Raw genomic sequence first — 13,914 nt, forward strand, 5'->3', positions numbered from 1 at the left:
ATGTCGGCACCACGCTCGGCCAACGGTGTTCAATCGCTGGAACGGGCTTTCGCGATACTGGAGCTGATGGCGGAAGCGGGCGGCGAGCTGCAGCTCAGCCGCCTGTCCACGCTCTCGGGACTGCCACTGCCGACCATCCACCGGATCATCAGGACCCTCGTGGGGTCGGGCTACGTCCGCCAGCTCCCCTCCCGCGGCTACGCGCTGGGGCCCCGCCTGATCCGGCTCGGTGAGAGCGCGTCCAGCATGTTCGCCACCTGGGCCAGGCCCGTCCTGACCGACCTGGTCGCGGCCGTCGGGGAGACGGCGAACATGGCGGTCATGGACGGCGACCGCGCCGTCTACGTCGCCCAGGTGCCCTCCACCCACTCCGTGCGCATGTTCACCGAGGTCGGCCGGCGCGTCTACCTCCACTGCACCGGGGTGGGCAAGGCCCTGCTGGCCCAGTTGCCGCCCGAGGAGGCCCGCGCCCTCGTCGAACGCGCCGGCATGCCCGCCCAGACCCCCAACACCATCACCGACCCGGACCTGCTGATGGTCGAGCTGTCGGCGATCAGGGAGCGGGGGTACGTCGTGGACGACGCCGAGCAGGAGCCGGGGGTGCGCTGCCTGGCGGTGCCGGTGACGGGGGCGCCCACGTTGTCGGCGATCTCGGTGTCGGGGCCGGAGGGCCGCATCGGGGCCGAGGCCGTCGAGACCATCGCCGCCCAGCTCCAGTCCGCCGTCCCCAAACTCCTCGCCGAAATCACCTGATTCCAGGTTCTCCCACCCCGTCCACCCCGAGCCCGGTCTCACCCTCGCCGCCCTGGCTTTCTGCGGCCCAAGGCCGGAGCACGGTCCCCCCGAGCGAGGTTCGCCCAAGGGAGACGACCTCGGGCCGGATTACCGGGCAGAAGTCCGTGGCACCCGTGGCCGGCCAGCCAGTGGCATGGCCCCGACCGGGATGTGATGCGCGCCGCCGGGCACCACGCCACGGCCAGAAGTACCGCGCAAGCCCGGGACCGTGCCTTCCGGGGTTCGGTTAGCCGGGGGTGGTGAGCCAGGTGGTGATGCCGGTGTTCAGGCGGTGTTTGAGGGCGGCGGGAGCGAAGGAGGCGTTCACCGCGTTCCTGGCAAGGTCCGCCAGTACGGCGTCGCCGTACCCGAAGACCTCGCGCAGCCGCTCGTACTCGGCGGCAAGATCCGTCTCCCCGTCGGTGTTGATCGTGACGGTCAGGCCGGCGGCGAGCAGGCGGGGAAGGGGGTGTTCGGGGAGGGAGGTGACGAGTTTGAGCAGGACGTTCGAGCTTGGGCAGACCTCCAGGGCGAGGCCGGCGGCGGCCACCTCGGCGGTGAGGGCGGGGTCGTCCAGGATGCGGATGCCGTGGCCCAGGCGGGCGGTGCGGCCGGGGCCGAGGGCGTCGCGGATGCTGGCGGGGCCAGCCGACTCCCCCGCGTGGTGGACCAGGCGGATGCCCGCGGCATGGGCGGCGTCGATGACCTCGGTGAAGGGCGCCAGCGGGTACGCCTCGTCGCCGGCCAGGCCGATGGCCACGACCTCGGGATGCTTCTGGGCGAGTTTGAGGGTCTTCCAGAGGCGTTCGACGGGCTGGCGGCGGGAGTGGTCGAGGATCACCCGGCACTCGATGCCGTACCGGCGGCCTTCGGCCAGACCCTCCAGCACGGACTCCAGCGGCATGTCGGGACGGCCCAGCCGTTCCCCGTGGGCGGCCGCGGTGAAGCTGACCTCGGCATAGCGGGTGCCCTGCGCCGCCTCGTCCTCGCAGAACTCCGTGGCGATGCGGCGGAAGTGCTCGGGTTCGACCAGGCGCCGCCTGACCTGGGCGCGGTGGTCGGCGAAGTCGCGGAAGGTGGCGAACGGCCCGCCCCGGCCCGCGGGCCCCCCGAGCTCGCCGGACGTCTCGGGCCGGACCGTGCTCTCCAGGTGTACGTGCAGGTGGGCCTTGGGCAGCGCGCGCAGGTCTCTCACCGCACGGACCCTAGCCGCCCACCGACCGGCCAAGCAGCCCATTTTCCTGCCCACCACCCCAACCCGTAAGGGCAATCGACATGCCCGCGGATCGGCAGGGCGAGCTCAACGGGTTCTGCCCGGGCGCAATGGGGCGCGCAGGGGCGACGGGGATCCGGCGGCGGCAAGGAGCGCTGGGACGAGCTGCGGGGTGCGGACACCGGTCGGCCAGGGCGAAGAAACCGGCTGGGCGAGGCTGGACGGGCTCGGGGGCAGGGCGGGAGTGGGGGGCCTGCCGCCGAGGGGGCCGTCGGCTGAGCGGGCCGGTCAGCTCAGGTAGTCGCGCAGGGCCAGGGCGCGGGACGGGTGGCGGAGCTTGGACATGGTCTTGGACTCGATCTGCCGGATGCGCTCGCGGGTCACCCCGTACACCTTGCCGATCTCGTCGAGGGTCATGGGCTTGCCGTCGGCCAGGCCGTACCGCATGGTGATGACGCCCGCCTCGCGCTCGGTGAGGTCGTCCAGCAGCGACCTGAGCTGCTGCTGCATGAGCGTGAAGGAGACCGCGTCGGCGGGCGAGACCGCCTCGGTGTCCTCGATGAGGTCGCCGAACTCGCTGTCGCCCTCCTCGCCGAGCGGGGTGTGGAGCGAGATGGGCTCGCGGCTGTACGACTGGACCTCGACCACGCGCTCCGGCGTCAGCTCGACCTCGGGGGCGATCTCCTCGGGCGTGGGCTCGCGGCCCAGCTCGATCTGCATGCGCCGCTGGACGCGGGCCACCTTGTTGATCAGTTCGACCATGTGCACCGGGATGCGGATCGTGCGGGCCTGGTCGGCCATGGCGCGGGTGATGGCCTGCTTGATCCACCAGGTGGCGTACGTGGAGAACTTGAAGCCGAGCCGGTAGTCGAACTTCTCGATGGTGCGGATGAGGCCGAGGTTGCCCTCCTGGATGAGGTCGAGGAAGAGCATGCCGCGGCCGGTGTAGCGCTTGGCGATGGAGACGACCAGGCGCAGGTTGGCCTCCAGCATGCGCTCCTTGGCGCGGATGCCGTCGTCGGCGACCCACTCCAGGTCGGCGCGCAGGTCGAGGGGGAGGTCCGGTTCGGTGTCGAGCCGTTCGCGGGCGAACAGTCCGGCCTCGATGCGCTTGGCCAGCTCGATCTCCTGCTCGGCGGTGAGCAGGGGAACCCGGCCGATCTCCTTCAGGTACGCCTTGACCGAGTCGCCGGTGCCCGGGGCGCTGTCGTCCAGGACGGGAAGCTCTGCTACTTCGGACAAGACGCTCTCCTCGCTTCGGTGGGCCGGCTTCGGTGACGCGGTGAGTAGAGGCAAGAGGAACCCTTCTCCAAACTTAGGACGCGCCTAACTTTAGGTCGACACGGCGGTAGTGTCAACCTAAAATGAGGACCGACCTAAAATTTTTAGATGGGGATGCTGAGGTGAGGCTGCCTCTTTCACGCTACCCAACGCCGGGGCGAACAAAGCTCCATCAGCTGAGGCTCTTGACATAATCAGCCGTTTAGGCGATGAACTGGATCGCCCCGCCCTCGTGCCCCGCGAAGGCCAGCAGCCGCGCTCCCTCCTCGGCCAGCTCTTCCCGCACCGCGTCGGGCAGCGGCGAGAAGGGCGAGAGCACCAGCGCGCCGTCCTTGAAGTCCCACATACCGCCGACGGTTCCGTCCACCAGGAAGGTCGGGTAGATGATCGCGCCGACGCAGACCGCCTTGCGCTGCTCCTCGGTCATCATGCGCCGCCGGTCGGCGAAGGCCACGATGAGGTTGTCGAACCACGGCAGGAACCGCACCGGCGCGGGGGTGTCTTCCGGGACCAGCGGCGCCCCCGGGAGGTCATAGAGAACTTTGCCGGAAATATCGTGATACTTTGCCAGGTCCATCGCCTCCATCACCGGCTTCAGCCTGGTCAGGCCCGACCACGCCTGCACGTCCATCACCCCGGCCGGGCCGTACGCGGCCAGATACCGCGTCACCAGCCGCTCCACCGGCGGCGACGGCTCCAGCGACCGGCCCAGCCACTCCTCCGCCAGCGTGAACGGCGTCGCCCCGCCCCGCTTCCAGGTGCCGTTGGGCGGCGTGTGGATGATCGGCAGGAGCGACTGCGCCGACCAGCCCAGCCCGAGCGGCTCGACCTCGGGCCAGCGCACCGCCAGCAGGTCGCGCAGCTCGGGCCGGGTCAGCGTGCGCCCGGTCAGGTGCTCGCGGGCCAGCTTGGCCAGCTCCTCCAGGTCCACCTCCTTGGTGGCCTTGCCGAAGGCGGCCTGCCGCGCCCTGCTCATCGGCACCTGCATCAGCGGCCGGAGCCAGAGGTAGTCGTCGGCGGCGGCCAGGTGCTGGGTGGCGCGCAGCAGAGTGCCGCGGACGACCTGCTTGCCGTACAGCAGGGAGGTCAGGTCGTCCTGGGTGAAGGCGGCCAGGCGCGACCAGAGCCCGATGTACGGCGCGTCGGCCTCCTGGCCCTGCAGCGCGACCAGGCGGTCGACGGCCGACCGCACGTCCATCCCGGCGCGCTCCAGCAGCAGTTGGCGGTGCAGCGTGGTGCGGTTCAGTACTCTCTGGCTCAGCTCCATGGAACCAACCTAGAGCCCAATGCGGAAAGGTTCATTCCGCGTTGAGCAGCTCGTCGAGGGCTTCGCGCAGATAGGCGGTCAGCTCCCACGGGTCGGGCACCATCTGCCGGTCGGTGATCACGCCGACGTCCAGCGAGCCGTCGTAGGAGAAGGCGGTGATGTTGATCCCGCCGCTCACGTCGGTGATCACCGAGACCGGGTAGTGGGTCAGCAGCCGCGCCCCGCACACGTACAGCGGGAACTGCGGTCCCGGCACGTTCGAGATCGCCACGTTGATCGGCGGCGCCGTCTGCCCCACCAGCCCGAACGCCGAGCGCGAGGCCAGCCCCATGAGCGCGGCGGGCATCGACTCGCTGAACTCCCGCAGCCACCGCGCGGGCGCGAGCGAGAACCTGTCCTTGATCCGCCGCATCGAGTCGCGCACGTGCCGCAGCCGTTCCAGCGGATCCTCCACGTGTACGGCCAGCGGCGCCGACATGATCGTCACCTGGTTGCCGGGCCCCTCCTCCCCCGCCGCGCGCAGCGAGAACGGCACCCCGGCGGCCAGCGGCATCCTCGGCACCCCGCCGTGGGCGGCCAGCCAGCGCCGCAGGGCGCCCGCGCACACCGCCATGACCACGTCGTTGACGGTGACCTCGTGCTCCTTGCGCACCAGCTTGATCTCCTCCAGCGGCAGGGAGACGAAGGCGAAGCGCCGGTGGGCGGAGACGGGCCCGCTGAAGGGCGTGCGCGGCGCGGGCAGCGAGGGCAGGTCCGGCAGCGTCCCCGAGCCGGCCAGCCGGCGCGCCAGCCCGGAGACGAGGCGGCTGCCGGGGATCCACGACACCACGGGGATCTCGTCCAGGTGCGGCAGCGCCCGCGCGGCGAAGCGCACCGCCTGGGCCGGGTTGGCGCTCATCCTGATCAGCGCCCGTCCGACCATCTCCAGCCCGTCGGGGGCGGGTTCGTCCCGCTCGGGAGCGGTCGGGGGCGGCGGCGCGGGAACAGGAGTGAGGTCCAGTAAGGCGGCCAGCACGTCGGCGCCGCCCACGCCGTCCACGGCCGCGTGGTGGATCTTGGTGTAGAGGCCCATGCGGCCGCCCGACAGGCCGTGGATCAGGTAGATCTCCCACAGCGGATGGCCGCGGTCCAGGCGGCGCGGGTGGAGCCGGGAGACCTGGTCGGCGAGCTGGCGTTCGTCGCCGGGCGGAGGCAGCCCGATCTCGCGCACGTGGTAGTCGAGGTCGAGGTCGTCCTCCTGCACCCAGTACGGATGGTCCAGCCCGAACGGCACCGGCGCGAGCTTGCGGCGCAGCGCAGGGACGTACGGCAGCCGCTCCTCCAGCAGGGCCTGCAGGTCCGATCGGTTCAGGTCGCCCTCGAGGATGGCCAGCCCGGCGATGTTGGGCACGTTGGTGGCGGTCTCGAAATGCAGGAACTGGGCGTCAAGGGCGGTCAGCTGTGGCACAGGTCACACCTCCGCCCCGAACCAATCAGACTTGCCCCGCGACTTCAAGAGTGGGGGCGCTGACGCGTGAGCATGAAGACATCATGGCCTTTCCCCCCAGACAAGATGCAACCGCGACGTACTCCCCCGAAACTGTACGTAACGCCTACCCCTCCCTCTCCGACGGTCACGCCTACCTCGACGGCGCCGCCGGCACCCAGACCCCGCAGTCCGTGATCGACGCCATCACCGGCGCCTACCGGGCGGGATTGTCCAACGTGGGCGGGACCTTCCCCGCCAGTCACCGCGCCGACGCGATCGTGGCCGCCTGCCGCGCCGCGGTGGCCGACCTGGTCGGCGGCGTGCCGCACGGGGTGATCCTGGGCGCGAACATGACGACGCTCACCTACCGGCTGGCCCGCGTGCTGACCGGGCCGGGTGACGAGGTCGTGATCTCCCGCCTGGACCACGACGCCAACGTGCGGCCATGGACCCAGACCGGCGCGCGGGTGCGCTGGGCGGAGGTGGACCCGGTGACCGGCGAGCTGCCGGTGGACCAGTTCACCGAGCTGGTGGGCCCGCGTACGCGGCTGGTGGCGGTCAGTGCCGCCAGCAACATCCTGGGCACGCGGCCGGACGTGGCGGCCATCTGCGAGATCGCCCACGCGGCCGGCGCCCTGACGTACGTGGACGGCGTGCACGCCACCGCGCACGGCCCGGTCGACGTGCACGCGCTCGGCGCCGACTTCTACGCCACCAGCGCCTACAAGTGGTCGGGCCCGCACGTCGGCGCGGTGATCGCCGACCCGGTGGCGCTGGAGTCGCTGCACCCCGACAAGCTGCTGCCCTCGCCGGACACCGTCCCGGAACGGTTCGAGCTGGGCACCGCCCCGCTGGCCGACCTCGCGGGCGTGACGGCGGCCGTGGACCACCTGGCCGGGCTGCTACCCGGCACGGGCAGCAGGCGCGAGCGGCTGCTGGCCTCGATGGCCGCCGCCGAGGAGCACGAGCTGGGGCTGTTCGCCGAGATGCTGGCCGGCCTGGAGACGATGCCCCACGTCACCCTGTACGGCAAGCCCGCCCGCCGTACCGCCACCGCCTATTTCACCGTGGCGGGACTGCCGCCGCGGCGGGTGGCCGAGCACCTGGCGGCCCGCGGCGTCAACGTGTGGAGCGGCCACAACTACGCGTGGGAGCTGACCGGCGCGCTCGGCGTGCGCGACTCGGGCGGGGCGGTGCGCGCCGGTCTGGTGCACTACAACGACCGCTCCGACGTGGAGCGGCTGCTGGAGGGTGTGGCCGAGCTCAGATCCAGCCCTCCAGCGAGGCCATGAAGCCGGGCAGGTCGTCGCGGTGGATGCAGTGGCCGGCGCCCTTGACGGTGCGCAGCTCGAAGCCGCGGCGCTCCAGCTCCGCGGCGAGGGCGGCGTCGATGGTGAAGCTGGGGTCGGCCACCTGCACCAGCGAGGGCACGACGGGCCGCTCGGGCACGTAGGAGCCCCTGACACTGTCGAAGAAGGCCGGGTCGAACAGCGCGAACCCGGCCAGCTCGGCCTCGATGTCGGCCTGCGACCAGCGCGGGTTCATGGTCGTGACGCTCTCGCGCGTGGCGGTGGTGACCATCTTGCGCATGAACGCGGTGGCCTCGGCGGGCACGGCGTCGAGGGCGAAGCCGGGGTCGGAGTAGATCGCCTTCCTGGGGCGCAGCCGCTCGGCGGCCAGGGACAGCGACAGGCCGCCGAGCGAGTGGCCGATGGCGACGTCGGCGCCGGCGGGCAGGTTCTCGGCGAGGTCGTCGCCGAGAAGTTCTGGATGGTACTCGCCGCGCGGGCTGGCGCCGTGGCCGCGCAGGTCGGGGGCGATCACCCGGTAGCCGCGGGCGACCAGCTCATCCTCGACGGCGTGCCAGGTGCGGTGGTCGGACATGCCGCCGTGGATGAGCAGCGCCAGCTTGTCGCCGTCACCGCGTTCGTGGACGTGGAGCTTCATGCAGGCGAGTTTATACGTATAACCGAGGATTAATCTAGAAGGAATGAACCGGCGGCCGGAGTTGCTTGCACGTACAAGGAAATGGCGAGAAGAAAGAAGGCTCCTCCGATGGACGCGGCCAGGCTGTTGGTGAAAGCGCTCGAAGCGGAAGGCGTCGAATACGTCTTCGGCATCCCCGGAGAGGAGAACATCCACTTTGTCGACGCGCTCAACGACTCCTCCATCCGCTACATCCTCGTCCGCCACGAGCAGGCCGCCGCCTTCATGGCCGAGATGTACGGCAGGCTGACCGGCAAGGCCGGCGTCGCCTCCGCCACCCTCGGCCCCGGCGCGATCAACCTGCAGCTCGGCGTGGCCGACGCCACCACCAACTCCACCCCCGTGGTCGCCCTTACCGCCCAGGTGGGCCTCGACCGCATCTACAAGGAATCGCACCAGGTCGTCGACCTGGTCTCGCTGTTCCGGCCGATCACCAAGTGGGCCGACCTGGTCCCGGCCGCCGAGGCGCTGCCGGAGATGCTGCGCAAGGCGTTCAAGACCGCCCAGACCGAGCGTCCCGGCGCCGTCTACCTGGCCATCCCGGAGGACGTCGAGTCCGCCCAGGTCCGCGACGACCTGACGCCGCTGCCCGTCAACGTCGTCCGCCCGCAGGACCCCTCCCCCGCCCAGGTGGCCCGCGCCGCCGACGTCCTGGCCGCCGCCAGGAACCCGATCATCCTGGCCGGGCACGGCGCCAGCCGCGCCGGCGCCGCAGACGCGCTCGTGCGCTTTTCCGAACGGCTCGGCCTGCCCGTGGCCACCACCTTCAACGGCAAGGGCGTCTTCCCCGACGACCACCCGCACGCCCTGGGCGCGGCCGGCTTCATGCGCCGCGACTACGTCAACTTCGGCTTCGACGAGGCCGACGTGCTCATCAGCGTCGGTTACGAGCTACAGGAGTTCGACCCGGTCAAGATCAACCCGGACGGCGACAAGAAGATCATCCACATCCACCAGTCCCCCGCCGAGGTGGACCACCACTACCCGGTCGAGGTCGGCATCCAGGGCGACATCTCCCGCTCGCTCGACGCGCTGGCCGCGGCCACGCCGAAGAACTTCGCCATCAACGGCACCGGCGAGAAGATCCGCAAGCTCATCCGGGAGGAGATGCAGGAGGCCGGGGCCGACGACGCCTTCCCGCTGAAGCCGCGCCGCGTGGTCTCCGACATCCGCGCCGCCATGGGCCGTGAGGACATCGTGCTGGCCGACACCGGCGCGGTGAAGATGTGGATGGCCCGCATGTACCCGACCTACGAGCCCAACACCATGCTCGTCTCCAACGGGCTGTCGTCCATGGGCTTCTCGGTGCCGGGGGCGCTGGCCGCCAAGCTCGCCTTCCCCGGGCGCAAGGTCCTGGCCGCCACCGGCGACGGCGCCTTCCTCATGAACTCCCAGGAGATCGAGACCGCGGTCCGCGAGCGCATCCCGCTCGTGATCCTGGTCTGGGTGGACGACGCCTACGGCCTGATCGAGTGGAAGATGGACCTGGAGCTCGGGCGCAGCTCCAACATCGCCTTCGGCAACCCCGACTTCGTCAAGTACGCCGAGTCGTTCGGCGCCACCGGCTACAGGATCACCTCGGCCGACGAACTGCTGCCCACGCTGCGCAGGGCGCTGGACGACGAGACGGTGTCGGTGATCGCGGTGCCGGTGGACTACTCGGCCAACCTGGAGCTGACCGACAAGCTCGGCGAGCTGACCGGCCCGTTCTGAGCCCAGCCTCTAAGATCGTGCCCGATGACCGACCTCCCCGACGCGGGCGGGGCGCTGCCGGTGCTCCCCGCCGAGCAGGCGCCCCCCGTCGAGCCCGCCCGTGACCCCTACCACGTCTACCTCGACTCCCTGACCAGCGTGGAGTCGCGCCGAACGATGCGCGGGTGTCTGGATCGCATCGCCCGGCTGCTGACCGGCGAGCCCGCCTCCACCGGCGCCGGCCAGCCCTGGCACCTGCTGCGCTACGAGCACACCGTCCGCATCCGCACGATGCTCACCGAGCAGGGCTGGTCGCCGGCCTACGTCAACAAGCACCTGGTCGCGCTGCGCCGCGTGCTGAAGGAGGCATGGCGTCTCGGCCAGACCTCGGCCGAGGACTTCGCCCGCGCCTCCGACCTCTCCCCGGTACGGCAGAGCCGCCTGCCCACCGGTCACCACGTCCCGCCCGAAGTGGTCGGAGCGGCGCTGTCGGCCTGCGACGACTCGGTGGCCGGGGTGCGCGACGCCGCCCTGATCGCGGCACTGTACTCCACCGGCTGCCGCAGGGCCGAGATCGCCGGCCTGGAACTGGCCGACTACGACCCGGGCGCCCGCTCGCTGCGGGTGCGCGGCAAGCGCGACAAGGAGCGCATGGTCTACCTGACCACCGACGCCATCCGGCTGCTGGAGCGCTGGCTGGCGGTGCGCGGCGCCGGTCCGGGCCCGCTGTTCAGCCCGCTGAGCAAGGCGGGACGGCTGCGGCCCCGGCCGCTCAGCGGGCAGGGCATCGCCGACATCCTGACCAGGCGGCTGGGCGAGGCGGGGGCGGCCCGCCGTACCGCGCACGACTTCCGCCGCACCTTCATCGGCGAGTTGCTGGACGCGGGCGTCGACCTGGCCACGGCGCAGGCGCTGGTCGGGCACTCCTCCCCCGCCACCACCGCCCGCTACGACCGGCGGCCGGAGAAGACGCGGCGCGAGGCCGTGGACCGCATCAAGCTGCCGCAGGCGCGGCCGCTGGCGTGAGCGCGGTCAGCCGGCGACCAGGCCGACGACCAGGTTGATGGTCGTGGCCAGGATGCTGGTGCCGAAGACGTAGGACAGCAGGCAGTGGCGCAGCACGACCTTGCGGATCGCTGGGCTGGAGACGCTGGTGTCGGAGACCTGGTAGGTCATGCCGAGGTTGTAGCTGAAGTAGAGGAAATCGCTGTAGGCGGGCGGCTGGTCGGAGTTGAAGTCGATGCCGCCCGAGTCCTTCAGGTAGTAGAGGTAGGCGTAGCGGGTGGCGTACATCAGGTGGAGCGCGGCCCAGGCCATGAACACGCCGCCCAGCGCGGTCGCGGCGGCGGCGTGACCGGGGTCGGACGAGCCGACGGTGAGCAGCACGACGATGGCGACCAGCCCGCAGAGCGCGACCGCGACCACCACGAGCTCGTCGGCGAGCGGCCGGAAGTCCTCGCGCCCGGCGTTGCGCCGGGTGGTGCCGGCGTCCATCGGCCACAGCACGGCCAGGCCCGCGACGACGAAGACGGTCTCGGTCACGGCGATGGCGGCCAGCACGCCCAGGGGCGGGCGGGTCAGCAGGCCGACGGCCGTCCCGGCCAGCGCGCCGGCGACCGACGCGCCGACCAGGCGGGTGACCGCGGAGGACCACGGGTTCATGGGCATCATGATCCCTCATACCCGCCCGGATCAGCGGAAGTCACCCCGGCACGGCCGGGTAGGCTGCGAACGTGAGTCCTTTCGACCTGCTCGCCGATCTGGTCGCCGACGGCGGAGTGGTCGTCCTGAGCGGCGCCGGGCTCTCCACCGAGTCCGGCATTCCCGACTACCGCGGCCCCAGCGGGCGCAGGCGCCCGTCCAGCCCGATGACCTACCAGGACTTCACCGGCTCCGCCGCCGCCCGCAGGCGCTACTGGGCCCGCAGCCACCTCGGCTGGCGGCACATCGAGCGTGCCAGGCCCAACCCGGGCCACCGGGCGGTCGCCCGGCTCCAGGAGCTGGGCCTGGTCTCGGCGATCATCACGCAGAACGTCGACGGCCTGCACCAGGCCGCCGGCGCCGGCGGTGTGATCGAACTGCACGGCAGCCTGCACCGGGTGCGCTGCCTGTCCTGCGGCGCGCGCACTCCTCGCGAGCGCCTCGACGAGCGGCTGTCGGCGGCCAACCCCGGCTGGGCCGCCGACGACTCCGCGCAGGTCAACCCCGACGGCGACGCCGCGCTGGAGGACTCCCTGATCGACGGCTTCTCGATCGTGGACTGCGAGGGCTGCGGCGGCCTGCTGAAGCCCGATGTGATCTTCTTCGGCGAGAACGTGCCGCCGCCCCGGGTCACCGAGTGCTACGCGCTGTCGGAGCGCGCGGGCCTGCTCCTGGTGCTCGGCTCCTCGCTGACGGTCCTTTCCGGCTATCGGTTCGTACGGCACGCCGCCCGCCACGCCGTACCGGTGGCGATCGTCAACCAGGGCGCCACCCGGGGCGACGAGCACGCCCTGCTCACCCTGGACGCCGCCCTGGGCAGCACGCTGTCCACCCTGGTCGACGGTCTCCGGGTCTAGCAGGTGCCCCACTGGACGCGGTAGACGTGCCTGAGGCCCCCCAGGTTCCTCGTCTGGCCGCGCCTGACGCACGTGATCTCCTTGTTCTGGGCGTCGTACAGGCGTGCGTCGTTCTTCCCCGGGTCGCTGACGCCGTTGTTGACGGCGGAGCGGACGTTGCGGCAGGACACCCGCGTGCTGATCTCCACCGCGCAGACCTGGTATCCCTGGCCGGCCGTGCCGTTGTACAGGCAGACATGCCCCGCGGGGCAGGACGCGGCCGCCGCCGCGGTGGTGGCCTGGGCCGGGGCCGGCAGGCCGGTCATGACGAAGAAGGCGACGACGGACAGCAGCAGAGCACGCATGTGATCACCTTTACGGAGAGATCAGTTCTGGTGCGCCCATCTTGATCGGCGTCGCTTTCGATCGGCTTTCAGGAGCGCTCCGCGATCTGCTGGAACTTGCCGAGCAGGGTGCGCGGGTCGCCGGTGGGCGCCAGCGCGGTGCCGAGCTCCGCCGCCACCGTGCCGCGCAGCTCGGACCAGACCGGCTGCGAGGTCGGGTCGAAGCGGGCCTTGGCCACCATGTCGACGATCGGGCTGACCTTCGCGTCCTCGCGCATCAGCGCCGAGGCCGACGCGGTGGTCGGCAGCAGGCCCTCGACCTTCAGGTACTTGACGTAGTTGTCGGCCTTGTAGAAGTAGTCGAGGAACTCGCGGACGAGCTGCTGGTTGCCGTCCTTCTTGAAGGCCATCAGGTAGTCCTGGATGCCGTGGGTGCTGGGCTCGGCGCCGTGGTTGGTGGGGTGGGTGGCGGTGCCGTACTTGACGCCGCCCTTGTCCACGGATTCGAGGAAGGCCCGGGTGCCGAAGGAGGCGTACACCATGCCGACCTTGCCCTGGGCGAACAGCGGCCAGGTGCCGTCGGCGCGGTTGGTCTGGCCCGGGTTCGGCTGGGTGTAGCCGTCCTTGGTCAGCGACTTCAGGAACTCCAGCGTCTCGACGGCGCGGGCGTCGTTGACGGTCCACTTGTCCCCGGTACGCCAGTCGCCGCCGTTGGAGCGCATCCAGGTGCCGAACTCGTAGTCGCCGGCCTCGGCGCCCAGGGCCAGCGCGTACGGCACGTAGCCGCCGGGCAGGGCCTTGATGGCCTTGACCGCGGCGCGGAACTCGTCCCAGGTGGCGGGGGGCTTCTTGAAGCCGGCCTTCTCCAGGATCGTCTTGTTGTAGTACATGCCGTTGACGGTGGCGACGAACGGCAGGCCGTACTGGGCGCCGTCGTAGGAGGCGTTCTCGGCGAAGGACGGCAGGAAGTCCGCGAGCACCTCCTTGGAGACCACCTCCTCGGCGCGGTACAGCAGCCCGGCCTCGGCGTAGTCGGCGAAGACGTTGATGTTCAGGACGTCGGGGAACTGCTTGGTCTGCACCATCGTGTTGACCTGGCTCTGCAGGTTGCCCCAGTCGATCACCTGGAGGTCGACGTTCTTGCCGGGATGGGCGGCCTCGAACGACTTGATCAGCTCGTCCCAGTAGGGGCGCGTGCCCTCGGTGTACTGGGCGACGACCAGCTTGATGGAGGTCTGGCCGCCCGCCGTACCGCCGCCGGAGCCGCCGCACGCGCCCAGCGCGAGCGTGAGCGCGGCGATCGCGGCCAGGGCGCCGAGCCGTGGTCTTCTTCTGGGTGTCATGTCACACCG

The 13,914-nt window shown here is 71.1% G+C and carries 12 protein-coding genes and 1 pseudogene; 5 read left to right on the plus strand and 8 right to left on the minus strand.

Annotated elements, in window-relative coordinates:
- Nucleotides 1-66: 66 nt before the first annotated feature.
- Nucleotides 67-753: an IclR family transcriptional regulator gene (locus ACIBEJ_RS36470; RefSeq protein ID WP_397187485.1), complete on the plus strand. Its 687-nt coding sequence runs from the start codon at nucleotides 67-69 to the stop codon at nucleotides 751-753.
- Between the two features lie 268 nt (nucleotides 754-1,021).
- Here ACIBEJ_RS36470 and ACIBEJ_RS36475 read toward each other — a convergent pair whose 3' ends face one another.
- The 4 genes and pseudogenes from ACIBEJ_RS36475 to ACIBEJ_RS36490 form a co-directional block, all read right to left on the minus strand.
- A complete protein-coding gene (locus ACIBEJ_RS36475; RefSeq protein ID WP_397187486.1) occupies nucleotides 1,022-1,969 on the minus strand; it encodes an adenosine deaminase in 948 nt (315 codons plus the stop codon).
- A gap of 306 nt (nucleotides 1,970-2,275) precedes the next feature.
- A pseudogene (locus ACIBEJ_RS36480) lies at nucleotides 2,276-3,181 on the minus strand (RNA polymerase sigma factor); the annotation flags it as partial.
- Between the two features lie 289 nt (nucleotides 3,182-3,470).
- Nucleotides 3,471-4,535 carry a winged helix DNA-binding domain-containing protein gene (locus tag ACIBEJ_RS36485; protein ID WP_397187487.1) on the minus strand — a complete coding sequence of 355 codons (1,065 nt, stop codon included), beginning with the start codon at nucleotides 4,533-4,535 and terminating at the stop codon, nucleotides 3,471-3,473.
- Between the two features lie 31 nt (nucleotides 4,536-4,566).
- Complete coding sequence (locus tag ACIBEJ_RS36490; protein ID WP_397187488.1) at nucleotides 4,567-5,982, minus strand: wax ester/triacylglycerol synthase family O-acyltransferase; 1,416 nt, start codon at nucleotides 5,980-5,982, stop codon at nucleotides 4,567-4,569.
- Nucleotides 5,983-6,065: 83 nt separating this feature from the next.
- Between ACIBEJ_RS36490 and ACIBEJ_RS36495 the strand changes: the two genes are divergently transcribed.
- Entirely contained in the window at nucleotides 6,066-7,295 is a 1,230-nt protein-coding gene (locus ACIBEJ_RS36495; protein ID WP_397187489.1) for a cysteine desulfurase-like protein, read from the plus strand.
- Here the strand turns inward: ACIBEJ_RS36495 and ACIBEJ_RS36500 are convergent.
- On the minus strand, nucleotides 7,267-7,950 hold the full coding sequence (locus tag ACIBEJ_RS36500) for an alpha/beta fold hydrolase (protein ID WP_397187490.1): 684 nt from the start codon (nucleotides 7,948-7,950) through the stop codon (nucleotides 7,267-7,269). The genes ACIBEJ_RS36495 and ACIBEJ_RS36500 overlap by 29 nt on opposite strands.
- A 108-nt stretch (nucleotides 7,951-8,058) precedes the next feature.
- Between ACIBEJ_RS36500 and ACIBEJ_RS36505 the strand changes: the two genes are divergently transcribed.
- Nucleotides 8,059-9,702 carry an acetolactate synthase large subunit gene (locus tag ACIBEJ_RS36505; RefSeq protein ID WP_397187491.1) on the plus strand — a complete coding sequence of 548 codons (1,644 nt, stop codon included), beginning with the start codon at nucleotides 8,059-8,061 and terminating at the stop codon, nucleotides 9,700-9,702.
- A gap of 24 nt (nucleotides 9,703-9,726) precedes the next feature.
- A complete protein-coding gene (locus ACIBEJ_RS36510; protein WP_397187492.1) occupies nucleotides 9,727-10,707 on the plus strand; it encodes a tyrosine-type recombinase/integrase in 981 nt (326 codons plus the stop codon).
- A gap of 6 nt (nucleotides 10,708-10,713) precedes the next feature.
- Here ACIBEJ_RS36510 and ACIBEJ_RS36515 read toward each other — a convergent pair whose 3' ends face one another.
- Complete coding sequence (locus ACIBEJ_RS36515) at nucleotides 10,714-11,343, minus strand: DUF1345 domain-containing protein (protein WP_397187493.1); 630 nt, start codon at nucleotides 11,341-11,343, stop codon at nucleotides 10,714-10,716.
- A 71-nt stretch (nucleotides 11,344-11,414) separates the two neighbouring features.
- On the opposite strand from ACIBEJ_RS36515, the gene ACIBEJ_RS36520 reads away from it, so the two are divergent.
- On the plus strand, nucleotides 11,415-12,239 hold the full coding sequence (locus ACIBEJ_RS36520) for an NAD-dependent protein deacetylase (protein WP_397187494.1): 825 nt from the start codon (nucleotides 11,415-11,417) through the stop codon (nucleotides 12,237-12,239).
- Here the strand turns inward: ACIBEJ_RS36520 and ACIBEJ_RS36525 are convergent.
- Together ACIBEJ_RS36525 and ACIBEJ_RS36530 are read right to left on the minus strand one after the other, a co-directional pair.
- Nucleotides 12,236-12,583 carry a peptidase inhibitor family I36 protein gene (locus ACIBEJ_RS36525; RefSeq protein ID WP_397187495.1) on the minus strand — a complete coding sequence of 116 codons (348 nt, stop codon included), beginning with the start codon at nucleotides 12,581-12,583 and terminating at the stop codon, nucleotides 12,236-12,238. The genes ACIBEJ_RS36520 and ACIBEJ_RS36525 overlap by 4 nt on opposite strands.
- Nucleotides 12,584-12,651: 68 nt before the next feature.
- Nucleotides 12,652-13,905: an extracellular solute-binding protein gene (locus ACIBEJ_RS36530; RefSeq protein ID WP_397187496.1), complete on the minus strand. Its 1,254-nt coding sequence runs from the start codon at nucleotides 13,903-13,905 to the stop codon at nucleotides 12,652-12,654.
- Nucleotides 13,906-13,914 lie beyond the last annotated feature (9 nt).

It is taken from the genome of Nonomuraea sp. NPDC050790 (assembly GCF_044456745.1).
GTDB lineage: Bacteria > Actinomycetota > Actinomycetes > Streptosporangiales > Streptosporangiaceae > Nonomuraea.